This is a genomic window from Streptomyces sp. CG 926 (assembly GCF_003148825.1).
GTDB lineage: Bacteria > Actinomycetota > Actinomycetes > Streptomycetales > Streptomycetaceae > Streptomyces.
Window position 1 is genome coordinate 288,385 of record NZ_QGGZ01000001.1, and the last position, 23,663, is coordinate 312,047.

24 protein-coding genes and 1 pseudogene are annotated in these 23,663 nt (G+C 72.0%); 5 read left to right on the top strand and 20 right to left on the bottom strand.

Annotated features, from left to right (window positions below):
* Positions 1-72: 72 nt before the first annotated feature.
* From BCL76_RS01120 to BCL76_RS01175, 11 genes are all read right to left on the bottom strand, one after another.
* Positions 73-1,248, bottom strand: a complete 1,176-nt coding sequence (locus BCL76_RS01120; protein WP_181382388.1) for a polyprenyl synthetase family protein — start codon at positions 1,246-1,248, stop codon at positions 73-75.
* Positions 1,245-2,624: a hydroxysqualene dehydroxylase HpnE gene (hpnE, locus tag BCL76_RS01125; protein WP_109777359.1), complete on the bottom strand. Its 1,380-nt coding sequence runs from the start codon at positions 2,622-2,624 to the stop codon at positions 1,245-1,247. The genes BCL76_RS01120 and hpnE overlap by 4 nt, the downstream gene beginning before the upstream one ends.
* 307 nt (positions 2,625-2,931) lie before the next feature.
* Entirely contained in the window at positions 2,932-3,894 is a 963-nt protein-coding gene (gene hpnD, locus BCL76_RS01135; protein ID WP_109777361.1) for a presqualene diphosphate synthase HpnD, read from the bottom strand.
* A complete protein-coding gene (hpnC, locus tag BCL76_RS01140) occupies positions 3,891-4,775 on the bottom strand; it encodes a squalene synthase HpnC (RefSeq protein ID WP_258309187.1) in 885 nt (294 codons plus the stop codon). The genes hpnD and hpnC overlap by 4 nt, the downstream gene beginning before the upstream one ends.
* A 409-nt stretch (positions 4,776-5,184) precedes the next feature.
* The gene (locus BCL76_RS01145; protein ID WP_109777362.1) at positions 5,185-5,967 is read right to left on the bottom strand and encodes an ABC transporter ATP-binding protein; all 783 of its coding nucleotides are present in this window, start codon (positions 5,965-5,967) and stop codon (positions 5,185-5,187) included.
* On the bottom strand, positions 5,960-6,889 hold the full coding sequence (locus tag BCL76_RS01150; RefSeq protein ID WP_109777363.1) for an ABC transporter permease: 930 nt from the start codon (positions 6,887-6,889) through the stop codon (positions 5,960-5,962). Before BCL76_RS01150 ends, BCL76_RS01145 begins: the two co-directional genes overlap by 8 nt.
* 94 nt (positions 6,890-6,983) lie before the next feature.
* Positions 6,984-7,829 (bottom strand): glycosyltransferase family 2 protein, encoded by an 846-nt coding sequence (locus BCL76_RS01155; RefSeq protein WP_375137883.1) that lies wholly within the window; start codon positions 7,827-7,829, stop codon positions 6,984-6,986.
* Positions 7,830-7,864: 35 nt separating this feature from the next.
* Positions 7,865-8,644 carry a CDP-alcohol phosphatidyltransferase family protein gene (locus BCL76_RS01160; RefSeq protein WP_078851624.1) on the bottom strand — a complete coding sequence of 260 codons (780 nt, stop codon included), beginning with the start codon at positions 8,642-8,644 and terminating at the stop codon, positions 7,865-7,867.
* Positions 8,622-9,683 carry an iron-containing alcohol dehydrogenase family protein gene (locus BCL76_RS01165; protein WP_109777365.1) on the bottom strand — a complete coding sequence of 354 codons (1,062 nt, stop codon included), beginning with the start codon at positions 9,681-9,683 and terminating at the stop codon, positions 8,622-8,624. The genes BCL76_RS01160 and BCL76_RS01165 overlap by 23 nt, the downstream gene beginning before the upstream one ends.
* The gene (locus BCL76_RS01170; RefSeq protein ID WP_030011995.1) at positions 9,671-10,423 is read right to left on the bottom strand and encodes a phosphocholine cytidylyltransferase family protein; all 753 of its coding nucleotides are present in this window, start codon (positions 10,421-10,423) and stop codon (positions 9,671-9,673) included. The genes BCL76_RS01165 and BCL76_RS01170 overlap by 13 nt, the downstream gene beginning before the upstream one ends.
* Positions 10,420-12,063 (bottom strand): CDP-alcohol phosphatidyltransferase family protein, encoded by a 1,644-nt coding sequence (locus BCL76_RS01175; protein ID WP_258309190.1) that lies wholly within the window; start codon positions 12,061-12,063, stop codon positions 10,420-10,422. Before BCL76_RS01175 ends, BCL76_RS01170 begins: the two co-directional genes overlap by 4 nt.
* Here BCL76_RS01175 and BCL76_RS39530 point away from each other — a divergent pair.
* The 3 genes from BCL76_RS39530 to idi all read left to right on the top strand — a co-directional run bounded on the left by BCL76_RS39530 (position 12,034) and on the right by idi (position 14,689).
* Positions 12,034-12,177 (top strand): hypothetical protein, encoded by a 144-nt coding sequence (locus tag BCL76_RS39530; RefSeq protein ID WP_258309191.1) that lies wholly within the window; start codon positions 12,034-12,036, stop codon positions 12,175-12,177. The genes BCL76_RS01175 and BCL76_RS39530 overlap by 30 nt on opposite strands.
* Before the next feature lie 500 nt (positions 12,178-12,677).
* Positions 12,678-13,928, top strand: a complete 1,251-nt coding sequence (locus tag BCL76_RS01180) for a bifunctional class I SAM-dependent methyltransferase/N-acetyltransferase (RefSeq protein ID WP_258309313.1) — start codon at positions 12,678-12,680, stop codon at positions 13,926-13,928.
* A 161-nt stretch (positions 13,929-14,089) separates the two neighbouring features.
* Positions 14,090-14,689 carry an isopentenyl-diphosphate Delta-isomerase gene (idi, locus tag BCL76_RS01185; protein ID WP_030771441.1) on the top strand — a complete coding sequence of 200 codons (600 nt, stop codon included), beginning with the start codon at positions 14,090-14,092 and terminating at the stop codon, positions 14,687-14,689.
* Between the two features lie 50 nt (positions 14,690-14,739).
* Here idi and BCL76_RS01190 read toward each other — a convergent pair whose 3' ends face one another.
* The gene (locus tag BCL76_RS01190) at positions 14,740-15,234 is read right to left on the bottom strand and encodes an ATP-binding protein (RefSeq protein ID WP_258309194.1); all 495 of its coding nucleotides are present in this window, start codon (positions 15,232-15,234) and stop codon (positions 14,740-14,742) included.
* A 130-nt stretch (positions 15,235-15,364) separates the two neighbouring features.
* Complete coding sequence (locus BCL76_RS01195; protein WP_109777369.1) at positions 15,365-16,057, bottom strand: HdeD family acid-resistance protein; 693 nt, start codon at positions 16,055-16,057, stop codon at positions 15,365-15,367.
* 75 nt (positions 16,058-16,132) lie between these two features.
* Here BCL76_RS01195 and BCL76_RS01200 point away from each other — a divergent pair, with 75 nt between their 5' ends.
* Complete coding sequence (locus BCL76_RS01200) at positions 16,133-16,903, top strand: enoyl-CoA hydratase/isomerase family protein (protein ID WP_109777370.1); 771 nt, start codon at positions 16,133-16,135, stop codon at positions 16,901-16,903.
* Here the strand turns inward: BCL76_RS01200 and BCL76_RS01205 are convergent.
* Both BCL76_RS01205 and BCL76_RS01210 read right to left on the bottom strand, forming a co-directional pair.
* Entirely contained in the window at positions 16,887-17,549 is a 663-nt protein-coding gene (locus tag BCL76_RS01205) for a DJ-1/PfpI family protein (protein ID WP_109777371.1), read from the bottom strand. The two genes, BCL76_RS01200 and BCL76_RS01205, sit on opposite strands and share 17 nt — an antisense overlap.
* A gap of 83 nt (positions 17,550-17,632) precedes the next feature.
* Positions 17,633-17,980: pseudogene (locus tag BCL76_RS01210) on the bottom strand (helix-turn-helix domain-containing protein); the annotation flags it as partial.
* Between the two features lie 205 nt (positions 17,981-18,185).
* On the opposite strand from BCL76_RS01210, the gene BCL76_RS01215 reads away from it, so the two are divergent.
* Positions 18,186-19,823 carry an ABC-F family ATP-binding cassette domain-containing protein gene (locus BCL76_RS01215; RefSeq protein ID WP_109777372.1) on the top strand — a complete coding sequence of 546 codons (1,638 nt, stop codon included), beginning with the start codon at positions 18,186-18,188 and terminating at the stop codon, positions 19,821-19,823.
* Positions 19,824-19,890: 67 nt separating this feature from the next.
* On the opposite strand, the gene BCL76_RS01220 is transcribed toward BCL76_RS01215, so the two are convergent.
* The 5 genes from BCL76_RS01220 to BCL76_RS01240 all read right to left on the bottom strand — a co-directional run bounded on the left by BCL76_RS01220 (position 19,891) and on the right by BCL76_RS01240 (position 23,402).
* Entirely contained in the window at positions 19,891-20,397 is a 507-nt protein-coding gene (locus BCL76_RS01220; protein WP_109777373.1) for a DinB family protein, read from the bottom strand.
* Positions 20,398-20,492: 95 nt separating this feature from the next.
* A complete protein-coding gene (locus BCL76_RS01225; RefSeq protein ID WP_109777374.1) occupies positions 20,493-20,894 on the bottom strand; it encodes a VOC family protein in 402 nt (133 codons plus the stop codon).
* A 55-nt stretch (positions 20,895-20,949) separates the two neighbouring features.
* A complete protein-coding gene (locus BCL76_RS01230; protein ID WP_109777375.1) occupies positions 20,950-21,729 on the bottom strand; it encodes an SDR family NAD(P)-dependent oxidoreductase in 780 nt (259 codons plus the stop codon).
* 7 nt (positions 21,730-21,736) lie between these two features.
* On the bottom strand, positions 21,737-22,912 hold the full coding sequence (locus BCL76_RS01235) for an MAB_1171c family putative transporter (RefSeq protein WP_109777376.1): 1,176 nt from the start codon (positions 22,910-22,912) through the stop codon (positions 21,737-21,739).
* Positions 22,902-23,402: an ImmA/IrrE family metallo-endopeptidase gene (locus tag BCL76_RS01240; RefSeq protein WP_181382390.1), complete on the bottom strand. Its 501-nt coding sequence runs from the start codon at positions 23,400-23,402 to the stop codon at positions 22,902-22,904. Before BCL76_RS01240 ends, BCL76_RS01235 begins: the two co-directional genes overlap by 11 nt.
* Positions 23,403-23,663: the final 261 nt, after the last annotated feature.

Sequence of the window (23,663 nt, forward strand, 5' to 3'; positions counted from 1 at the left end):
GCCGGTGCACGCCACCGTCAGGTGGCGGCGCCGGCCGGCGACTCGCGATTCATATCCGCTGTCGGGTGGCGATCACCTCTTGCGCACGACGACGAAGTCCGCGAGGGCCACGAGCTGGTCGCGCACGCGCTGCGGCATGTCGACGTCGTCCAGGGCCCGGATGGCGATCGCGTGCTGGCGCCGTGCCTCGTCGGCGGTCCACCCACGACCGCCGGCCGCCTCGATGAGGGCCGCGCGGGCCGCGAACTCCTCCTCCGAGAAGTTCTCGAAGTCGCTGCTCTTGGCGTCGGCGGCGAGCAGTTCGGCGAGCTGCTCGGAGGCTTCCCCGCCGGCCGCGAGGGCGGCGACCACCGGCAGGGACTTCTTGCGCTGGCGCAGGTCGCTCCACGTCTGCTTGCCGGTCGCCTCCGGGTCGCCCCAGATGCCGAGCAGGTCGTCGACGGCCTGGAAGGCGAGGCCCAGGTGGTAGCCGTACTCCTCCAGCTTGTCGGCGGTACGGTCGTCCGCGCCGCCGAGCACGGCGCCGATGGAGACCGCGCAGGCGAGCAGGGCGCCGGTCTTGTTGCCCTCCATCTCCAGGCACTCCTCGACGCTGACGCGCTCGCGGTGCTCGTAGGAGATGTCCTGCGCCTGACCGTCGATGAGCTTGCGGCTGGCGGTGGTGAGCCGGCGGGTCGCCCGGCCGGCCTCCACGGTGCCGAGCTCCAGCAGCACCTCGTTGGCGAGGGCGAACAGGGCGTCGCCGACCAGGATCGCGAGGGCCGGTCCGTGCACCTTCCACACCGTGTCGCGGTGGCGGCGCTGCTCGTCGCCGTCCATCAGGTCGTCGTGCAGCAGCGAGAAGTTGTGCACCAGCTCGACCGCGACGGCGCCCGGGATGCCGACCTCGGCCGCGGCGCCCGCGGCCTCGGCGGAGAGCAGCGCGAGCGCGGGGCGCACGGCCTTGCCGCCGTCGCCGTCCGCCACGTTGCCCTGGGCGTCGATCCAGCCGAAGTGGTAGGCGGCGACGGTGTCCATGGGCGCCGCGAGCCGGTCGACGGCGGCGCGGAGCGCGGGGGTCGAGAGCGTGCGGCCACGTTCCAGGAGCGCGATCGTGTCCGCCTTCTCCACGCCCCCTCCGGCTGTGCCCACACTGGCATCCGTGTTCTCGACAGCCGGGTTCCCCGGGTTCACTGGCTCTCCTCTTGTTCCTGTACGTGCTGTACTCGTGGTGCTGGTGGTGCCGGTGCTGCTGATGGTGCTCGTCATGCCGCCTCCTGCAGAGGGTGTTCGCGGTGGCGGCCGAGCGCGGCGAGTGCGGCGTGGGCCGCGCTCAGTCCGCTCCGGACGGCGCTCTCCATGGTCGCGGGCCAGCCCGTGGCAGTCCACGCACCGGCGAGGTAGAGCCCCGGCGTGTCGGTGCGCGCCCCGGGGCGCAGCCGGCCGACGCCGGGGGTGGGGGCGAAGGTGGCCGTCCGCTCCCGGGTGACGAAGAAGTCCCGTACCTTGGCGTCGCGCGCGGCGGGCAGCAGCCGCTCCAACTCGGGCAGGTACTTGGCGCGCAGGACCGAGACGGGCTCGTCGATGTCGTCCTGGGCGACGGACTGGGACAGCGCCAGGTACTGGCCGCCGTCCGGGAGTCCGGAGGATTCGGTGCGGTCGAAGACCCACTGCACCGGGGAGCCGAGGGCGGCGAAGAAGGGTTGCCTCAGCACCTTGCGGTCGTAGACCACGTGGACGTTGAGGATGGGCGCGGTGCCGATGTCCAGGAGCTTGTCGGGGTCGGGGAGGGCGCCGGCGGGCAGCAGTCCGTGCGCCTCGCGCTGCGGGACGGCCAGCACGACGGTGCCGGCCTCCAGGCACTCCTCCTCGGTGTCGATCCGCCAGGCCCCCTCGGGCATACGCGAGATGTCCGTGACCCGGGCGCGCAGCTCGGTCCGTACGCCGGCCGCGTCGAGGGCCTTGCGGGCGAGGGTGTCGTGCAGTTCGCCGAGCGGTACGCGCGCCCAGCCGATGTCGGCGGCGCCGTTCTCGGAGAGCAGGCCGGTCTTGAACACCATGGCGGCCAGGCCCAGCGAGGACTGCTCGGCGGTGGCGTTGAGGGTGGCGACGCCCACCAGGTCCCACAGCGCCTCGATCGTACGGGCGGACTGCCCGTAGCGGCCGAGCCAGGTCGCGAAGTCCAGCCCGTCCAGCGCCGGGTCGGCGGGGTCAAGCCGACGCAGGGCGAGGGCGGCGCGCCCGACGCTCAGGCGCTCGGCGAGGGAGAGGTGCGGGTAGCGGGCGAGCGATCCGGCCAGGTGCAGGGGCACGGGCAGGGCGCTGCGGCGCAGCCGGCCGAGCCGCGGTCCGCCGGGGCGGGCGACGTCCAGGACGGGTACGTCGAGCCGGTCCTGCAGGGGCGCGAGGGCGGCTCCGTCGACCCGGTCGAGGAACCACCGGTAGGCGGTGCAGCACCGCAGGTAGACGTGCTGGCCGTTGTCGACCTCGAGGTCGCCGCGTTTGAAGGAGAACGCCAGTCCGCCGAGCCGGGGGCGGCCCTCCAGCAGGGTCACGCGGAGCCCGGCGTCGGCGAGTTCGAGGGCGGTGGTGACCCCGGCGAGGCCGCCACCCACGACGACGGCGTGCTCTTCGAAGCCGGTCATGCGCCCTCCCCCGTGGTGCGGTGGCCCTCCGGGCCGGCCGCCCGGTTCCCGGCGGGCGAGGCCGTCCCGTGTGCGGCGGCCCGCCCGGTACGGCCGGATTCCGTCGGAAGAGACGCGCGTCCCGCCGCGGTGGTTGCCCGTGTTCCGTGCCGGCCGGGGCGGGCGGTCGCGGGCCGACGCGTGCGCGCCGGGGTGGCCGCCGTACACGCCGGGCGCGCGCCCGTGCGCCCGCCCCGCCCGGCCCGCTGCGCCGCGGCGACGGCGGCCGGGCCGGCCGCCGCCTCCGGGAGCCGGGTGATCGTGCTCATCAGCCCCGCCTCCGGGTGTTCTGCCGGGAGACGGTCCGCGCGTCGAGGCCGGACAGGCCGCGCACGGCGACGTACGCCTTCTCGTGCGGCGGCAGTGACACGCGGCCCCGCAGCACGGCCTCCGGCTCCCGTTCGATGCGGTCCAGCAGCCGTCGGTAGATACCGGCCATGGCGGCCACGCAGGCACCGCTGCGCCGGTCGAGCATCGGCAGCAGCCGGTAGCCCTCGGCGAACAGGGCGCGGGCGCGCCGGACTTCGTGGTGCACGAGTCCGGCGAAGTCGGCGCCGGCGGGCATTCGCTCGCTCCCGAAGCCGTCCGAGCAGCCGAACTTGGCGAGGTCCTCGGCCGGCAGGTAGGTGCGCCCGTTGCCGGCGTCCTCGCGAACGTCCCTGAGGATGTTGGTGAGTTGCAGGGCGAGGCCGAGGGTGTCGGCGTACTCCCCGGCGCGTTCGGCGTCGGCCGCCGCCAGGCCCGAGCCGTTCACCGTGCCGAACACGCCGAGCGAGAGCCGCCCGATGGCCCCGGCCACGCAGCGGCAGTAGGTCTTGAGGTCGTCCCAGGTCTCGTACGTCTCGCCGCGGACGTCCATCAGGACGCCGTCGATGAGTTCGTCGAGGCCGCCGAGCGGGATGGGGAAGCGGCGCGCGGCGTGCGTGAGGGCGACGGCGACCGGGTCGGTGTCGTCCTCGTCGATCTCCTCGGCGCGGATCCGGCCGAGCAGGGCGCGGGTCTCCTCCAGCCGGGCGAACTTGGCCTCGGGCGCCAACGTGCCGTCGCCGATGTCGTCGACCCGCCGCGAGAAGGCGTACAGCGCGGACATCGCCTGCCGCTTGTCGGTCGGCAACAGGCGGATGCCGTAGGCGAAGTTGCGTGCCTGTGCACCGGTGACGGCCTCGCAGTAGCTGTAGGCGGCCTGGACCGGTGCGGACGCGTGTGTGAGGCCCTCCACGGTCGGGCTCACCCCTTTCTCGGCGCTGTGCGCAGGACGGCGGCCACCTCGCGGAGCAGGCCGCTCTTGGTGGGCTTGGGCGGGCCGGGGAGTACGTCGAAGCCGGCGGCGGTGACGGCTCGTAGCGCCGCCCGCCCCCCTCCCACGAAACCCGCGAGCAGCAGCCGGAGTCGGCCGTGCACGCTGCCCACGAGCGGGGTGCCTTCGTTCAGCAGCTCGCGTGCGCGCTCGGTCTCGAACGCGATCAGGGAGCGTACGGACGCGCCGGCGGACGGGGCCGCGAGTTGGGCCTCGGTCACGTGGAAGCGGCGCAGGTCCTCGGCGGGCAGGTAGATCCGGTCGCGGCCGAGGTCCTCGGCGACGTCCTGGACGTGCTCGACGATCTGCAGGGCGGTGCAGACGGCGTCGGAGCGGCGGATGCGCTCGGGGGTGCTGGTGCCGGTGAGGGAGAGCACGAGGCGGCCGACCGGGTTCGCGGACAGCTCGCAGTAGCCGACCAGGTCGGCGTAGGTCTCGTAGCGAGCGACCCGCTGGTCCTGGCGGTTGGCCTCGATCAGGGCGAGGAACGGCTCGGGGGTCAGGCCGTGGGTGCGGACGACGGGCTGGAGGGCCTGCAGCAACGGGTGCCGCGGCGGGCCGTCCGTGCCGCCGAACACCCGACGCAGGTCCGCCTCGAACGCGTCGAGCATGGCGAGCCGGTCGTCGACCGCGGCGGGGTCGAGACCGAGGAGTACGGCGTCGTGTCCGCCGGGGGCGAGGTCGCCGTCGCCGATGTCGTCGACGAGGCGGGCGTACCCGTAGACGGCTGTCAGCCCGTCGCGCCAGGCGCGGGGCAGGAAGGCGGGGGCGACGGGGAAGTTCTCCGCCGCGGCCTTGTCGAGGGTGGCGCTCACGTGGACGGTGTCGGCCAGGGGTCGGATGCCGTGCCCCGGGGTCACCGCCCGCCGCCCGGGGCGGGGACGGCCGTCGTGCCTGGGGGCCGGAGAATTCCCGTAGCCATTGCCGTCACATCTCCCGTTCTACACTGCCGACCCATTACATCCTATTTCGGACACGCCGCCGCGGGATTCCCCGGGCTGCCCCAAGGCCCTTCACCTGCGGGGAATCGTCCCCTCTTGCCGCGATTGAGGACCGCCTCAGCTTACGCTGTAGAACCTCGCGGAGCCCTCCGGGGTATTCGCTCCGCCACCGAATGTCGCCGCGAAATGCGAGAACACGATTGAGGCCCCCGCCGCGCTGAGCGGCGGGGGCCTTCGGGTGAAGCGGAAAAGCGCCGTAAGTGGGCGCCGCGCGACCCGGAGGTCAGCCGTTGGTGGCCTTCTCGTATGCCGAGACGACTTCCTCGGTGGGCCCGTCCATCAGGAGCTCACCCTTCTCCAACCACAGCACCCGGTCGCAGGTGTCACGGATGGACTTGTTGTTGTGGCTCACCAGGAAGACCGTGCCGGCCTTCTGTCGGAGTTCACGGATACGGTCCTCGGAACGCACCTGGAAGCTGCGGTCACCGGTGGCGAGGGCCTCGTCGATCATCAGAACGTCGTGGTCCTTGGCCGCCGCGATGGAGAAGCGCAGGCGCGCCGCCATGCCGGAGGAATAGGTACGCATCGGCAGCGAGATGAAGTCGCCCTTCTCGTTGATGCCCGAGAAGTCGACGATGCTCTGGTAACGCTGCTTGATCTGCTCGCGGGTCATACCCATCGCGAGACCGCCGAGGACGACGTTCCGCTCGCCGGTGAGGTCGTTCATCAGGGCCGCGTTGACACCCAGCAGCGAGGGCTGGCCGTCGGTGTAGACCTTGCCCTCCTCGCAGGGCAGCAGGCCCGCGATGGCGCGCAGCAGGGTGGACTTGCCGGAGCCGTTGGAACCGATGAGGCCGATGGCCTCGCCGCGGTAGGCGGTGAAGGAGACCCCGCGCACGGCGTGGACCCGCCGGACGCCCGGGGCGTCGCCCTTCTTCCGGCGCACGATCTTGCTGAGTGCGGCGGTGGCCGCGCCCTTGCCGGCGCTGCCGGTGTTGACCCGGTAGACGATGTGGACGCCGTCCGCGATCACGGTGGGGACGCGCCCCTGGGTGTTGTCAGCCACGGCCGTAACGCTCCTCAGACTTCCAGAAGTACACGAACCCGCCGATGCCGATCACCACGGCCCAGCCCACCGCGAAGGCCCACACGTGCGGGGGCAGGTTGCTGCTGCCGTAGTCGTCGATCAGCGCGAACCGGATGAGGTCCATGTAGATCGCGACCGGGTTCCACAGCAGCAGGTCGCTGATCCACTGGGGCTGGTCCTCCAGGTAGATCCCGATCGGGAACATGACGCCGGAGGCGTACATCCAGGTACGCATCACGAACGGCATCAGCTGCGCCAGGTCGGGGGTCTTGGAGCCCATCCGCGCGAAGACCATGGCGAGGCCGGTGTTGAAGACGAACTGGAGCGCCAGGGTCGGGACGACCAGCAGCCACGAGAGCCGCGGGTAGTTGCCGAAGGCGATGGCGATCACGAAGACGACGATCATCGAGTACAGCAGCTGCTGGAGCTGCTGGAGCGAGAAGGACACCGGCAGCGAGGCGCGCGGGAAGTGCAGCGCGCGCACCAGGCCGAGGTTGCCCGAGATCGCCCGGACACCCGCCATCACCGAGCTCTGGGTGAAGGTGAAGACGAAGATGCCCATCATCAGGAACGGGACGTAGACGCCCTTGGGCATCTCCCGCCCCGCGCCGAGGATCAGGCCGAAGATCAGCCAGTAGACGGCCGCGTTCAGCAGCGGGGTCGCGACCTGCCAGACCTGGCCGAGCTTCGCCTGGCTGTACTGCGAGACCAGCTTGGCCCTGGAGAAGGCCATGATGAAGTGGCGCCGGCCCCAGAGCTGCCGTACGTACTCGCCCAGCCCAGGCCGGGCGCCACTGACCGAGAGGCCGTACTTCCTGGCGAGCTCCGCGGGGCTCAGCCCCGCGTCGTCGGACAGCGGCCTGCTCGTGGCAAGGGCACCGTCGTGGGTTGTGTCACTCACAAGTTGAAACTTTCGTCTTCAAGATGCGGCCAGGTGGGCATCAGGCTGGTGGCTCGAGGCCCGTGATCGCGTCATGTTCCCAGACGCGGGCTGGTCAGATGACAGGAGGTCGGCCCAGCCGGGTCAACCGCCAGACCGTTCGCCATCTCATCGGGCGTCGGGGTCCGCAGGGAGTGGTCCAACCCTCCCGGAAACCGCCGAACCAGGCCTTCAGCGCGGGTGCCGACGGCCTGCGTACGAGCGTCAGCAGGAGCCAGACGCCCAGGTAGACCGGGACCAGCGGGGCGGGCAGGTTGCGGCGGGCGAGCCACACCCGGTTACGAGCAACCATACGGTGATAGACCGCGTGCCGGGAGGGGGCAGTTGTCGGGTGCAGCAGCACCATGTCCGAGCGGTAGTCGATCAACCACCCTGCGTCGAGGGCCCGCCAGGCGAGATCGGTCTCCTCGTGCGCGTAGAAGAACTCCCCCGGCAGTGCTCCGACCTGCTCGAACACCGTCGTGCGAACGGCGTTGGCGCCGCCCAGGAAGGTGGTCACGCGGGAGGAGCGCATCGGGTCGGAGGCGCGCAGCCGCGGCACGTGCCGGCGCTGGGTGACGCCGGTCTCGGGATCGGCGATCCGGAAGCTGATGATCCCCAGCTCGGGGTCCTCGGCGAAGGCCTGCCGGCACAGCTCGGCGGTGTCGGTGCGCTCCAGCAGGCCGTCGTCGTCCAGGAAGAGCAGCACGTCCACGTCGCCGCCACCGGGGCCGAAGGCCTCGATGCCGACGTTGCGCCCGCCCGGGATGCCGAGGTTCTCGGGGAGGTCGATGCTGCGGACGCCCTCGGGCAGGCCGGTGACCTGCACGCCTTGGCCCACGACGACCACGTCGACCGGGGCTCCGTCCTGGCGGGCCACCGAGTCGAGGAGCGCCTTGAGCTCGTCGGGTCGGTTGCCCATGGTGATGATCACGGCGCCCAGCCGCAGCGGGGCACTCACTTGAGCCTGCTGGAGGCGAGGATGGACACCAGGTGCAGCACGGTCTGGAGCATCGCGATGCCGGCCAGTACGGCGACCCCGACGCGGGACCAGTACAGGTCACCCTGCACCTGGTCCACGACGGCCAGCACCAGGATGAGCAGCGAGGCCTCGATGCCCAGGATCAGGCGGTGGAACTTGAGCGCGGCGGCGGCCCGGCGGGCGAACGCCATGCCCTTCGCGCGCGGCTCGGCGGCCGCGTCCTTGACCACGGGCTTGCCGGCCTGGTGGCGGGCGACACCGACCAGGTCGGTCTCGGCCTTGATCAGGATGGCGCCGAGTGCGGCCAGGGTGCCCAGGAAGGCCCACAGCCAGTCGGCGCCGCCGGGACCCCACAGGTCGGCGGCGCGCAGGCCGAAGCCGACCAGGACCGCGGCGTCGCACAGGTAGGCGCCGACCCGGTCCAGATAGACCCCGGACAGCGAGAACTGCTTCTTCCAGCGGGCGACCTCACCGTCGACGCAGTCGAGCAGCAGGTACATCTGGACCGCGACCACGCCGAGGACGGCGCCCAGGATGCCCGGCACGAGCAGGGCCGGGAGGGCCAGGACGCCGGCGAGGGTCATCAGGTAGGTCAGCTGGTTGGGCGTGACCTTGGTGGTGACCAGGTAGCGGGTGATGCGCAGGGAGATCTCGCGCATGTAGAGGCGCCCGCCCCAGTGCTCGCCGCTGACCCGGTCCTTCACACCCGCGGGGTGGACGACGGGCCGCAGTTCAGCTACGGATGGTCTTGACATAGTCGGCGTAAGCGTCCCTGATCTCGGCGGCGGACAGGTTGAGGTGCTCCAGGATCGTGAAGCGTCCCGGGCGGGTCTGGGGGGCGTACTCGACGGCCGCGACGAACTCGTCGACGCTGAAGCCGATCTCCTCGGGCCCGACCGGCAGACCGTGCCGGCGCAGCACCTCGACGAAGAGGCCCGACTGCTCGGCGGCCCCGCGCAGGTGCATCGCGAAGGCGGCGCCGATGCCGACCTGCTCGCCGTGGAGCGCGGAGCGGCCCGGGTGCAGCAGGTCGAAGGCGTGGCTGATCTCGTGGCAGGCGCCGGACGACGGGCGGGAGTCCCCGCTGATCGACATGGCAATGCCGGAGAGCACCAGTGCCTCGGAGAGCACGGTGAGGAACTCGTCGTCGCCGCAGCCACCGGGGTGGCGCAGCACGGACTCGCCGGCGGTACGGGCCATGGCGGCGGCCAGGCCGTCGACGGGCTCGCCGGTGATCTTGTGCGAGAGCTCCCAGTCGGCGATCGCCGAGATGTTGGAGATCGCGTCACCGATGCCGGCGCGGATGAACCGGACCGGGGCTTCCTTGATCACGTCGAGGTCGATCACCATGGCGATCGGCGTCGGCACACCGTAGGAACCGCGGCCGTTGTCGTTGTCCAGGATGGACACCGGCGAGCAGATGCCGTCGTGCGAGAGGTTGGTGGCGACGGCCACCATGGGCAGCCCGACCCGCGCCGCGGCGTACTTGGCCACGTCGATGATCTTGCCGCCGCCCAGGCCCACGACGGCGTCGTAGCGGCGGCCCTTTATGTCGTCGGCCAGCTTGACCGCGGAGTCGATGGTGCCGTCGACGACCGCGTACCAGTCGGCGTGCGGCAGCACGGGCTCCAGCTTGGCGCGCAGCGCCACGCCGGAGCCGCCGCTGATCGCGATGGCCAGCTTGCCGGAGGCTGAGATCCGCTGGTCGGCCAGGAGGCCGGCCAGGTCGTCCATCGCCCCGCGACTGACGTCGACGACGACGGGCGAGGGGATGAGCCTCGTCAGTACTGGCATGCGATCGTCCGGCCCTTGGCGAGGTCGTCGTGGTTGTCGATCTCGACCCACTTCACGTCGCCGATGGGGGCCACGTCGATGGTGAAGCCGTCGTTGACGAGCTGCTGGTAGCCGTCCTCGTAGTAGAGGTCGGGGTCGCGCTCGAAGGTGGTCTTCAGGGCCTCGGCCAGCTGCTCGGCGGCCTCGGGCTCGATGAGGGTGACACCGATGTACTCGCCGGTGGCGTCGGCGGGGTCCATCAGCTTGGTGATCTTCTGGACGCCCTTCCCGTCGGCGGTGACGACCTTCATCTCCTCGTCGGCCAGGTTCTTGACCGTGTCGAGGGCGAGGATGATCTTCTGACCGTTGCCGCGGGCGGCGAGCAGGGTGCGCTCGACCGAAACCGGGTGGACGGTGTCGCCGTTGGCGAGGATCACGCCCTGCTTGAGGACGTCACGGGCGCACCACAGGGAGTAGGCGTTGTTCCACTCCTCGGCCTTGTCGTTGTCGATCAGCGTGATCTTGACGCCGTACTTGGCCTCCAGGGCCTCGCGGCGGGCGTACACGGCTTCCTTGCGGTAGCCGACGACGACGGCGACCTCGGTGAGGCCGACCTCGGCGAAGTTGCCCAGCGTCAGGTCGAGGACCGTCAGGCTCTCCTCGTCACCCTCGGGGCCGACCGGCACGAGCGCCTTGGGCAGGGTGTCGGTGTAGGGACGCAGACGGCGTCCGGCACCGGCAGCGAGTACAAGGCCGATCATGCTGGTTCTCCTTCGTCATGTACGGCGGGTGCTCCGGAGGAGACCCAGAATCGGATGCTCTCCACGAGCACCACGAGTGCCACGAACACGGCCATGACCGTGAGCGCGACGGGGAAGTCCGCTTCGCGCGATACGAGGACGGCCGCCAAGGCCGTGATCAGCAGGACCCGGCCTTCGTGGCCGCCGATCGTCCGCACCAGCCAGTGCGGGGGCGCGCCGGTGCCGCCGCGGATGCGGTACACCGTGTCGTAGTGATGGTAGGCGACCGCCGCGATCAGGCCGAATGCCGCCGGAAGGGCCCCAGGGACGTCCGCCTTGACGGCGAGCGCGAGGACGGTCACGTATTCGGCGGCCCGGAACAGCGGCGGGATCAGCCAGTCGAGGGCGCCCTTGAGGGGCGCGGCGACGGCGAGCCCGGCCGCCATGACATAGATCACCGCGACGGCGATCAGCCTGGGGTCGCCGAACGGCAGGAACACCGCGCCCGCGATCATCACCAGCGTGCCGAGGGCCGCCACGTACACGGAGCCGAAGGATCCGGCGCGACCGCGCAGCAGGCGGGCCTCGAGCTCGGCGAGCGGGCCCGAGTCGGCCAGATCGGCCAGCGCCTGGGCCGCCCGGTCGGTGCGGGTGGCCTTGCGGGTCAGGGAGCGCAGGACCCGGCCGGCGGTGGTGTAGAGCGCGCCGAAGGCGCAGCCGATCAGCAGGGCGTAGAAGACGATCCGGGGCGTGGTGAAGGCGGTCAGGACCGCGATCATCGCCCAGCGCTCACCGATCGGGAGGATGATCATCCGGCGGACCCACACGGTCCAGCCGACGCTGTCGAGCCGGCCGGACAGGGCGGCCGTGGGGCTCGTGTTGGCGGTGGCGTCGTGGTTGGCCTCGTTGAAGGAGAAGTCCACCACGTGCCGGCAGGTCATCAGGATCATGGAGCCGACGGCCAGGGCCCAGACGTCGTCGCCGTTCCGGGCCGCGCCGAGGGCGAGGCCCGCGTAGAAGGCGTACTCCTTGGCGCGGTCGAAGGTGGCGTCGAGCCAGGCGCCCATCGTCGAGTACTGGAGCGAGTAGCGGGCGAGCTGCCCGTCGGTGCAGTCCAGCACGAAGGAGACGAGGAGCAGCACGCCGGCCGCCACATAGCCCCAGCGCTCGCCGGTGGCCGCGCAGCCGGCCGCGATCAGCGCGGTGATCAGCGAGGCGGTGGTGACCTGGTTCGGGGTCAGGCCGCGGCGCGCGCACCAGCGGGCGATGTAGCGCGAGTACGGGCTGATGAAGAAGGTGGTGAAGAAGCCGTCGCGGGACTTCACGGCGGTGCGCAGGCGTACGGCCTCGTCGTCGACGGCGGCGACGGCGGCGGTCGCCGCGTCCCGCTCCGCCCGAGCGGTGGGGACGGTGGCGACGAGCGTGCCCAGTTCGGGGCGCTGGACGGTGGTCCCGGCGGCCTCGACGGCGGTGGCGAGCCGGTCCGCGTACGGGCCGGCCCCGTCGGTGCCCGCGCCGGCGGCCTCGGCGGCGGCCTTGTCGAGGGCGCCGCGGGCCCCGGCCTGGACGGCGAGGGCGCCGGTGACGGCGCAGGCGTCGAAGCGCGGGTCGGTCAGCGCGAGGCGCAGCGCGTGCAGGTGCCCGACGAAGGCGCTGTCCACGACGGCCACCCGCTGGTCGGCGGGTACGCCCGCCAGTGCGGCGGCGGCGTCCTGGGGACCGGCGGCCGGACGGACGTCGAAGCCGAGGGAGCGCAGCTCGTCCGCGAGCGGTGATCCGGGGACCGGCAGGCCGGTGAGGATGACGGTCGGCAGACGAACTCACTCCTTGTAACGGATTCCGAACGCGCGCCTTTATGGGGCGGCGGCACGTCGGCAGAGGCTATCGGATGAATGGAAGCAGGGGTTCACCACCCGTTTACGCCCTGATAAGCCGAATATTCGGGCCTCGGGCCGGGTTCCGATCATCATTGACGATCACGGCGCGGTACCACAAACGGCCCTGGTGTTACGGTGGACACGCCCTTGAACGTGTCGAGTGGAAAGAGGTGGGTCGATGACCGTCGTAGTGGTCGCGGCCGAGCGCTGCGAACTCCGGTGCATCTCCCCCACCTTCCGGGCATCCGGCCGGGCCTGACCAGAGCGCTGGGCCTCGTCGGCCGGAGCCCCCGTTCCAAGGGTTCACGTTGACCGACAGCAATTCCACCGACAGCCGTTCCTTCGACGACACCGTCGACCTCGACGGCGCCGACGACTTCACGCACGCCTTCTTCGCCCTGCACCACGGCCTGCCCCGGCAGGCCCCGGGCTCCGACGCGAGCACCCGCCGGCTGCTCTCCCTGTGCGGACCGCTGCCCGAGCGGCCGCGCGTCCTGGACCTCGGCTGCGGCCCGGGCCGCAGCGCACTGCTGCTCGCCGCCGAGGCGGGCGCGGCCGGGACGGACGGCGCCGAGGTGACCGCCGTCGACCTGCACGTCCCCTTCCTCGACGAACTGCGTACGGCCGCCGCGGCCCGCTCTCTCGCCGACCGCGTCCGTGTCGTGGAGGCGGACATGGGCGCACTCCGAGGCGAGGGCTTCGAGGACGGCTCCTTCGACCTCGTCTGGGCGGAGGGCTCCGCCTACCTCCTCGGTTTCGACGTCGCGCTCGCGCGGTGGAAGCGCCTGCTCGCCCCGGGCGGCACCCTCGTCCTGACCGAGTGCCAGTGGTCGGTCGCACGGCCGTCCGCGGGGGCCCGCGCCTTCTGGGACCCGCACTACGCGCTGCGCACCACGGCCGGCAACCTCGCGGCCGCCCAGGCGGCCGGGTACCAGGTGCTCGGCGTGCACGAGCTGCCCGACTCCGACTGGGCCGAGTACTACGGGCCGCTCGCCGAGCGGGTCCGAGCCCGGTCCGGCACCGGTGGTCCGGCGATGGCGCGGGCCCTGGCCGCGACGCGCGAGGAGCTCGACGTACGGGCCCGCCACGGGCACGAGTACGGGTACACGGGCTACGTGCTGCGCCCGGTGAGCGCCGGGGACGGCGACGCCTGGCCCGCCCGGCCGGAGACCCCGGCCGACGTGGCGGCCGTACGGGAGGTGAATCTGGCGGCGTTCGGAACTCCGCTGGAGGCCGACCTCGTGGACGCGCTGCGCGCCGACGACTCCTGGCTGCCCGGGCTGTCCTACGTGGCCGAGGCCCCGGACGGTTCGGTGGCGGCGCACGCCCTGCTGACCCGGTGCGAGGTCGGCGGCGCCCCGGCGCTCGCGCTCGCCCCGGTGGCGGCCGATCCCGCGCTGCAGCGCTCGGGCGCGGGCAGCTCGGTCGTACGGGCCCTGCTGGCGGCGGCCCGGGAGCGCGGGGAGTCCCTGGTCCTGGTCCTGGGACACCCCGAGTACTACCCGCGCTTCGGATTCCTGCCGGCGTCGCACTTCGGGATCCGGGCACCCTTCGAGGTCCCCGACGAGGCCATGATGGCGCTGGTGCTGGATGATTCCCGCCCGGTGCCGGTGGGAACGATCAGCTATCCGGCCCCGTTCGGAGTCTGACGCGCGCACGTGGTCATATGAGTGACACGTGAGGTGATCCGCTGATCCGCCCCTCGTCGCCTAGCACGCGACGGGGGGCGGACATGCGTGGATCTCCGAAGTGGGGACAAGCCGCTTTTGTACGGCAGACTGAAGGCCGAAGTCCGAAGCGAAGGATGGGTATGCCGACCACACCAGCCACCGCCGCGAACAGCGCGTCCAACGGCACCGGTACTCAAGAACCGATCATGCTCGAACTGGTCGACGAGGCCGGCAACACCATCGGCACGGCGGAGAAGCTCTCCGCCCATCAGGCGCCCGGTCAGTTGCACCGGGCGTTCTCCGTGTTCCTCTTCGACGAGCAGGGCCGTCTGCTGCTCCAGCAGCGGGCCCTCGGGAAGTACCACTCCCCCGGCGTCTGGTCGAACACCTGTTGCGGTCACCCGTACCCCGGGGAGTCGCCGTTCGCGGCCGCGGCCCGGCGGACCCATGAGGAGCTGGGGCTGTCGCCCTCGCTGCTCGCTCAGGCGGGGACGGTGCGCTACAACCACCCGGACCCCGCGTCGGGTCTGGTGGAGCAGGAGTTCAATCACCTGTTCGTGGGACTCGCGCAGACCGTCGTGCGGCCGGATCCGGAGGAGGTCGAGGACACCGCCTTCGTCACCGCGGAGGAACTGGCGAAGCGGCACGCCGAGGTGCCGTTCTCGGCCTGGTTCATGACCGTGCTGGACGCGGCGCGGCCCGCGATCCGCGAGCTGACCGGCGACGCGGCGGGCTGGTAGTCCGTACGCGATCCCGCTCCCCGCTGTCCGCCCGCCCCGTCGGCCGCCGCTCAGCCGGCGGTCGGCGGGGCGGCGAGCGGCAGGGCCGCCCAGATCACCTTGCCGCCGGTCGAGGTGTGCTCGACGTCGCAGACCCCGCCGGACTCCAGGGTGATCTCCCGGACCAGGAGCAGGCCCCGGCCGCCGGTCTGGCCGAAGTCGGCCTCGAGCGCCTTGGGGCGGTAGGGGTGGTTGTCCTCCACGGCGACCCGGACCCACTCACGGCCGATCGCGACCTCGACGGCGACCTCCGGGGAGAGCAGGGCGGCGTGCCGGACCGAGTTCGTCACGAGCTCGGAGACGATCAGGAGCAGGGAGTACACGAGGTCCTGATGGGCCGGCACCCCTTGACGCCCGAGGAGGTCCCGGACCGCACGGCGGGCCTGCGGAACGGATTCTTCAACGGCGGGTGCGGTGAACCTCCACACTCCCTCGTAGGCGAGGGGGTCGCTCGGAGTCTCCACCTCACCCGCCTTGGCTGGCGGGACGCTCCCGCTGACATCCATCTTCCGTCCCCCGTCTTCACGCTCGATCGTCTCCACGCGACAAGAGTGGGGAACGGGCTGGTCCGGACCCGCCGGCTGACCATAAGTCAGCGCCTATCGGGCACTTTTTGACCGCCGGCGTATGACAGAGTCAGTTGTTCGACTGTTCCTGATCTTCCGTCGGCCGCTTCGCGGCCGCTTCGCCGGCCCCGTCCGTCGCGGCCGCCCCCGCCGGAGCCTCGTCCTCCCTGACCAAGCCCAGGATGCGCCGGGAACCCATGCCCATGGCCACCAGGCTCAGTCCGTCGAACAGCAGGGCGAGCGAGAAGAAGGTTCCGATCACGTACAGACTGTTGCCGGGCCAGTTGGAGAGGATCAGGAAGCCCAGCAGGATCCCGAAGGCGCCCTGGACGACCGCGACCCCGAAATTGGCCCCGCGCACCACCAGCGCCCCGACCAGCCGGAACACCCCGCCCGTGAGGAACAGCAGCGCGGCGAACATGGTCAGCGCCTCGGCGCTCGCCTCGGGGCGGCGCAGGATCACGAAGCCCGCGGCGAGATTGATCGCGGCGACGACGACGGCGAGCCAGAAGTAGTTGCTCCTGCGCCACTGCACGGCCTGCAACAGGCCCACCACGCCGCCGATCAGCAGCAGCCAGCCGAAGAGGAACATCGAGGTGAGGGTGGCCAGGCCCGTGTAGACCAGGCCGACCAGACCGGCCAGCACCAGGATCACCCCGAGCGCCGTCATCAGCGCGAAACTGCGTCTGACCTTCTTCTTCTCCCGCTGCGGTTCCGGGCCGCCGGCCTTCGCCCGCGTACCCTCCGCACGGTCTGCGCCCATGGACGTGCCACCTCCTCGCACCCCCGACGGACTCCCTTGATCATAGGTATGACCGCCCGGGATAGCATCCGGCGCATGGACGCAGCCCCGGACGCACACCTCCTGCACACCGTCGCCGACGGGGTGGCCACGGTCGTCATCTCGCACCCCGCCAAGCGCAACGCCATGACCGCCGCCATGTGGCGGGCGCTCCCGGGGCTGGTGACGGCCCTGGCGGACGATCCGGCCGTACGGGTGCTCGTGCTGACCGGGGCCGGACCGACCTTCTGCGCGGGCGCCGACATCTCCTCGCTGACCGGGAACGCCGGCGCCGACGGGGCCGAGGACCCGCGGGCCCTGGCGGTGGCCGCCGAGGAGGCCTTGGCCGCCTTCCCGGGGCCCACCCTGGCGGCGATCCGCGGCTTCTGCGTGGGCGGCGGCAGCCAGCTGGCCGCCGCCTGCGACCTGCGCTTCGCGGAGGAGGGCGCCTCCTTCGGGGTGACCCCGGCCAAGTTGGGCATCGTCTACCCGGCGTCCTCCACCCGCCGGCTCGCGTCGCTGGTCGGTCCGGCCTGGGCCAAGTACCTCCTCTTCTCCGCGGAGCTGATCGACGCCGGGACGGCGCTGCGCGCGGGGTTCCTGAACGAGCTGCTGCCGGCCGGCCACCTGGACAAGCGGGTCGCCGAGTTCGCCCGGATCCTGGCCTCACGCTCGCGGCTGACGCAGGCGGCGGCCAAGGAGTTCACGGACGGCCGGACCGACCGGGACGCCTACTGGGAGGACCAGGCCGCCGGGAGCGAGGACACCGCCGAGGGGGTCGCCGCGTTCCTGGAGCGCCGGGCCCCGCGCTTCACCTGGAACCCGTGACGGTCGGGCCCGCGCCTCGGCCGGGCATGTTGTTCGCCCGCATCATCTCGACGAGGGCGGCCGGGGCCTTGTCGGGCGAGCCGGCGTCGTAGGGCGGCTGGGGGTCGTACTCGGTCATCAGCTGCACGGCCCGGGCGTAGTCGTCGCCGGCGATCCGGCCGAGCAGGGTGAGCCCCATGTCGATCCCGGAGGACACCCCGGCGGCCGTGACGTACTTCCCGTCGAAGACCACCCGCTCACCGGTGGGCTCGGCACCGAGCTTCGGCAGCTGGTCGAGGTAGAGCCAGTGGCTGGTGGCCCGCCGGCCGTCGAGCAGCCCGGCGGCACCCAGCAACAGGGATCCGGTGCACACCGAGGTGGTCCAGGTGGTGGTGGCGTCGACCGCGCGCAGCCAGTCCAGGACCACGGGGTTGGCCATCTCGCGCTCGGGATGCGGCCCACCGGGCACGATCACGATGTCGGGGCGGGTGACCTCGTCGAGCCCCTTGTCGGCGACGAGCGCGAGCGCGCCGTTGTCGGTCCGTACGGGCCCCGGCCGCTCGGAGACGAAGACCACCTCGGCGTCGGCCAGCCGGCCGAGGGTGTCGAAGGGCCCGATGGCGTCGAGGGCGGTGAAGTGGTCGTAGAGAAGTACGGCGATCTGCATGGCTCCTCCGGAGCGATGGTCGGAACACGGCTCCGCCCCTTTCGGGGCGGCTCTCTCTTCTCGGCCTCCACCGGCCCGGGCCGTCAGGGGCGTGACGTGCCGAAGCGGCGGCGGTACTCGGCCGGCGGCCGGCCGAGGGTCCCTACGAAGGCCCGGCTCAACGCCTGCGGGATCCCGTAACCGCAGCCCCGGGCGATCTGTGCGATCCCTTCCCCGCTCTCCGCCGGCAGCCGCCGCGGATGGTCCACCCGGACCCGTTCGACGTACCGGCCGGGCGTGACCCCGGTCTCCGCCCGGAACGCCCGCGCGAAGTGCCGCGGTGACGGTCGGGCACGGGCGGCGAAGTGCCGGGCGCCCAGCGGCTCCCCCGGGTGCTCGGTGATCCACGGCCGCACGCCCCTCGGCGGGTCCCGGCGGGCCGGCCGGGCGCTCTGCGGCTCCCCGTTCGGCACCGGTGTCGGCCCGCCGTCGGTCACGTCCAGGCTCCGGCCCCCGTCGTGGACGAGGCAGAGGACGTTGCGCGGCGATGACGGCATGGCTCCATGGTGTTCCGCCCCCGCGACGGCCGCAATGACGTGCCTCCCACCTGTCCGGCCATGCCGGGCGTCGTCCGGGCGCGGATAGGATCGGCACATCATGACTGCAACCCTCGTCGCCAAGAAGCTCACCGCCGCGCACGGTGAGCGCACCCTCTTCGCCGATCTCGACCTCGTCGTCGCGCCCGGCGACGTCATCGGCCTCGTCGGCGTGAACGGCGCCGGGAAGTCCACCCTGCTGCGGCTGCTCGCCGGGCTGGACACCCCCGAGACCGGTGAGCTGCGGCTCTCCCCGCCCGGCGCGGCCGTCGGTCACCTCCCGCAGGAGCCGGAGCGCCGGCCCGAGGAGTCGGTCCGGGAGTTCCTGGCCCGCCGTACGGGCGTGGCGGCCGCCCAGGCCGAGCTCGACGCGGCGACGCAGGGCCTGGTGGACGGAACGCCGGGCGCGGACGACGCGTACGCGACCGCGCTGGACCTGTGGCTGAACCTCGGCGGCGCCGACCTCGACGAGCGGGCCCAGGAGGTCGCCGACGAGCTCGGCCTCGCCGTCGGTCTGGACCTGCCCATGACGGCGCTCTCCGGCGGCCAGGCGGCCCGCGCGGGTCTCGCCTCGCTCCTCCTCTCGCGCTACGACGTCTTCCTGCTCGACGAGCCCACCAACGACCTGGACCTGGAGGGTCTGGAGCGGCTGGAGCGGTTCGTCAAGGGGCTGCGGGCCGGCACGGTCGTGATCAGCCACGACCGCGAGTTCCTCACCCGGACGGTCACCAAGGTCCTCGAACTCGACCTCGCCCAGCAGCAGATCAACCTCTACGGCGGCGGCTACGACTCCTACCTGGAGGAGCGGGAGCGCGCCCGCGACCACGCCCGCGAGGAGTTCGAGGAGTACGCGGGCAAGAAGTCGGCGCTCGAAGGCCGGGCCCAGATGCAGCGCAACTGGATGGACAAGGGCGTGCGCAACGCCCGCCGCAAGTCCTCCGACAACGACAAGATCGGCAAGAACCTGCGCGGCGAGTCCAGCGAGAAGCAGGCCGCCAAGGCCCGCCAGACCGCGCGGGCGATCGAGCGGCTGGAGGTCGTCGACGAGCCCCGCAAGGAGTGGGAGCTGCGGATGGAGATCGCGGCGGCCCCGCGCTCCGGGTCCGTGGTGGCCACCCTGCGCGAGGCGGCCGTCCGGCGCGGGGACTTCTCCTTCGGCCCGGCGAGCCTGCAGATCGATTGGGCGGACCGGGTGGCGATCACCGGGGCCAACGGCGCGGGCAAGTCCACGCTCCTCGCCGTCCTGCTGGGCCGGCTGACCCCGGACTCCGGCTCCGCCACCCTCGGCTCCGGTGTCCTGGTCGGCGAGGTGGACCAGGCGCGCGGCCTGTTCCTCGGCGACGAACCGCTGCTGGAAGCCTTCTGCGCGGCGGTCCCCGAGACGGAGCCGGCCGAGGTCCGCACCCTGCTGGCGAAGTTCGGTCTCAAGGCGGCCCATGTCCTGCGCCCGGCGGCCACCCTCTCCCCGGGCGAGCGCACCCGGGCGGCGCTGGCCCTGCTCCAGGGCCGTGGGGTGAACCTGCTGGTCCTGGACGAGCCGACCAACCACCTCGACCTGCCGGCGATCGAGCAGCTGGAGGCCGCGCTCGACGCCTACGAGGGCACCCTCCTGCTGGTCACGCACGACCGCCGGATGCTGGACGCGGTGCACGTGACCCGCCGCCTGGAGGTCGCGGGCGGCAAGGTCACCGAGCTCTAGGGGCAGCCGGCGCGGTTCACCGGATCACGACGCCCGGCACGGCGCCTCGCCGCCCATGATCACGGCTTCAGTCGCCGGTCGTGCCGTCGAGCATCTCGCGCAGGATGTCCAGGTGGCCGTTGTGGCGGGCCGTCTCCTCGGTGAGGTGGAGGAGGATCCAGCGCAGGTCGACGTGGAGGCCGTCGCGGACGGCTCGCCGGGCCTGGTTGTCCAGGCCCGTCCCGGCGACCAGTTCGCGGTAGCGGGCGCTCTGTTCGGCGTATTCGTCGAGCAACCGCGCGAGCGGGAAGTCGACGGCGATGCGCATCTCACGGTCGGGGTCCTCCTCGGTCCAGGGGCCCCGGTCCTCCTCACCGAGGAAGACCACCTGGAACCAGTAGTACTCGACCCAGCGGAGGTGGTTGATCAGTCCGCTCATGGTCATCAGCGGTGAGCCCGGCAGGAGGGCCTTGCGGGCGTTCTCCGCCGAGACGCCCTCGCACTTGGCGCGGGCGGTGTCACGTGCGTAGTCGAGGAACGTGGTGAGCTGCGTGCGCTCATCCCACGCGGGCGGTGTGTCGTCGATTCCGGCCATCACGTGAAGGGTCCCTGATCACCGCGAGCGATGTCGAGGCGTTTATCGCCGGGCCCGCCCTGCTCCGCCGACCCCCTTGTCCGGCGGGACAGCCCTCAGGACCAGACCGGGCCCTGGTCGGTCCAGGTGACGCCCTTGTTGCGGCACAGGCAGAAGGGGTGGCCGACCGGGTCGGTGTAGATCCGCCAGCCGTAGCCTTCGGGACCGATGAAGTCCTGCCGCAGCGTCGCGCCGAGGTCCAGGACGCGGCGCTGCTCCGGCTCGATCTCGTCCACTTCGAAATCGAGGTGGAACTGCTTGGGGTGCTCGTTGTCGGGCCACTGCGGGGCTCGGTGGTCGTCCACCCGGATGAAGGCCAGCTCGATCTCGCCGAACGTGATGCCCGCCCAGTGCTCGTTGCTGCCTTCCTTGATCGGGCGGCCCGTCACCTCGGAGTAGAAGCCCGCCAGCTTCATCGTGTCCGGGCAGTCGATGATGAAATCGGTGAGTCGCAGCATCCCGCGATCTTGTCACATGATCAGAAAGCGGTGAGGGTGGGTTTCGCGGGCCCGTTCACGGGGACGGCTCGGCCGGAGCCCGGCGCTTGCGGGCCATCCTGCCGGCCACGAAGGTGCGCGGGAGGTGCCGGACGGCGTGGGCGTAGGCGCGGTAGCGGCCGCCGGTGATGCTGACCGGGCGGCGTAGGGCGAGGTCCTTCAGGGCCCTGGCTACCACGGCCTCCGGCTCCAGCCAGACCGCGTCGCGCAGCGCGCTGACGTCCATCCCGGCCCGCTCCTGGAACTCGGTGCGGGTGAAGCCGGGGACCACGGCCAGCACCCGGACCCCGTACGGCGCCATGTCCACCCGGAGCGACTCGCTGAAGGCGGTGACCCAGGCCTTGGCGGCTCCGTAGGTCCCGGTCGGCAGGAGGCCGGCCACCGAGGAGACGTTGAGGACCGCGCCCCGGCGGCGGGCGCGCAGGCCCGGCAGGACGGCGTGGGTGAGCCGGAGCGGGACCTTGACCAGCAGGTCGAGCATCCGCTCCTCGTCCTCGACCGGGCTGTACGGGAAGGGCGCGGGAAGCCCGAAGCCCGCGTTGTTGACCAGGATGTCCACGGGCCGCCTCGACGCGGCGAGCCGCTCGGTGACGGCCGCGCAGTCCGTCGGGTCGAGCAGATCGGCGGGCAGCACCTCGGAGGCGGTGCCGTACTCCCGGGCCAGTTCGGCGGCGACCGCGTCGAGCCGGTCCTTGTCGCGGGCGACGAGGACCAGGTCGCAGCCCTTGGCGGCGAAGCCCCGGGCGAAGGCCGCGCCCAGTCCGGCGCTGGCGCCGGTGATCAGTACGGTGGTCACGACGGTTTCACTTCCTTGTGGTGGCGGGCGCCGCGTACGCCTGGGCGACGTCGACGAGGAACCGGGCCTCGTCCGCCAGGTCCCCGCCCTCCCGCGAGGTGTGGATCGCGGCGGGCAGTTCCAGCGCGGCCGGCTCCCCCGGCTGCCCGGGCGCTCCGTCGAGCTTGGCCTGCCGGGCCTCCCTCAGTACGCGGGCGAGCGCTGCGGCGGTGGCGCGCTGCTCGGGGACCCCGGTCCCGGTGACCTGGCCGCGGGCCTCTTCCAGGGCGCCCGGGGCCACGTACTCGCCCAGGATCAGGATCGCGTCGCGGGTCTCGATGACCTTCCGGTACACGAGCAGGTTGCGCGGGACCGGCGGCCACAGCAGCTCCATCACCCGCCAGGCGCGCGGCTTGTTGAGGGCCACGTGCGGCACCGCTTCGACGAGGTCGCGCCACAGCGGCCACAGCCGCCAGGTCGTGGCGATGTCGGCGCAGGTGCGGCGGAGCGTGAACAGGGTGGGCACGAGGATCGCGGCGGCGCGCAGCAGGCCGTGCAGGTTCATGAGCAGCGGGAGTGCCGGCATCGCCCAGGTGCTGCCGAAGAGGGCCTTGAGCAGGTACGCCGTCCAGAACAGTCCGGCGAGCGCAGTACCGAGGCCGAACAGCCGCAGCCCGGCGGCCAGGCCCCGGCTCTCGGTGCGGCGGCTGTAGCGCGAACACAGCCCCACGCAGACGATGTTGGCGACCACGTGCGCGGAGATCAGCACGAGCCAGTAGGCGAGGGAGGGCACCGGGTCGCCGACCGGCGGCATGGTGTGCGTGCCGTGGTCGGGCGCGGCCGCGTCCAGGGCGACCAGGGTGGTGAGCCAGGCCACGGTGGCGACGCAGGCGGTGAGTTGGAGCCTCCGGCCGCGGGTGGTGGCGGCCACGAAGTAGAGCACGGCGCCGGCCGAGAGCACGCCGATGAGGTTGCGGACGAGGCCGATGGTGTGGGCGTAGCCTGGGCCGCGGCTCATCGCGTACGAGACGACGTCCGGGAGGTTGAGGGTCATCGCGGCGGCGGCGGTGGCGACGGCCAGCCACAGGCCGCGCTGCTGGGGCGAGCGCAGGGCTCCGGGGGCGCGGAGCAGGACGGCGACCCACAGGCAGACCACGCTGGGGACGGCGAGCCAGTTACCGAAGTCGGTCAGGTCAGTTGCCATCGGTGCCCCGCTCGTATCCCATGGCGGACTCCAACCGGGCCAGGGTGCCGCGCGCGCCGTCGGTGGACCGCGGGCCGAGGTTCGCCGTGCGGATGCGGATCATGCTGGCGAGCATCTCCGCCTCCTGCTCCTGCCGGGTGGTGTAGTTGGTGCGCCCGAGCACCACGGGGGCGTGCCCGTCTGCCTCCTCCCCTTCCAGGGAGTGGTGGCCGAAGAGGATGTGGCCCAACTCGTGCAGGACGATGTGCTCCCGGTGCAGCGGGGTGGTCTGCGCCTCGTAGAAGACGTAGTCGACGCTGGCCGTGCCCACCCACAGTCCGCAGACTCCGGACTCGGCCGCCTCCTTGGGGAGCGGATGGAGCCGGATGGGGCGACCGCGCCGCTCGGCTATCCGGTGGCACAGGTCGTCCAGGGAGAAGGGGTGGGTCAGATCCAGATGGCCGAGAATCTGCTCGCACCTTTTGCGAATGCTGAGTTGCCGGTGGGGCATGTGATCCCTCTTCGGACCCTTTCCGGGGCAACGGTGGTAGGCGTGTGTGGGCATGGGCATGGCGTCCTGTGCCTTCGAGGCGGCCTCGGGGAATGCGGTCCTGAGGGAAAACGCGGAAGCCCGTCCGCCGAGTGACGAACGGGCGTTCCACCATGCCTACAGATCTTGTAAGGGAGTTGGCAAGGCAAGTCCCCTGGTGGGGAAGGTATTCGGCCACTCCTTCCGGGAACTCGCACCTGCCGGGTGGCCGCAAGGCGCCCT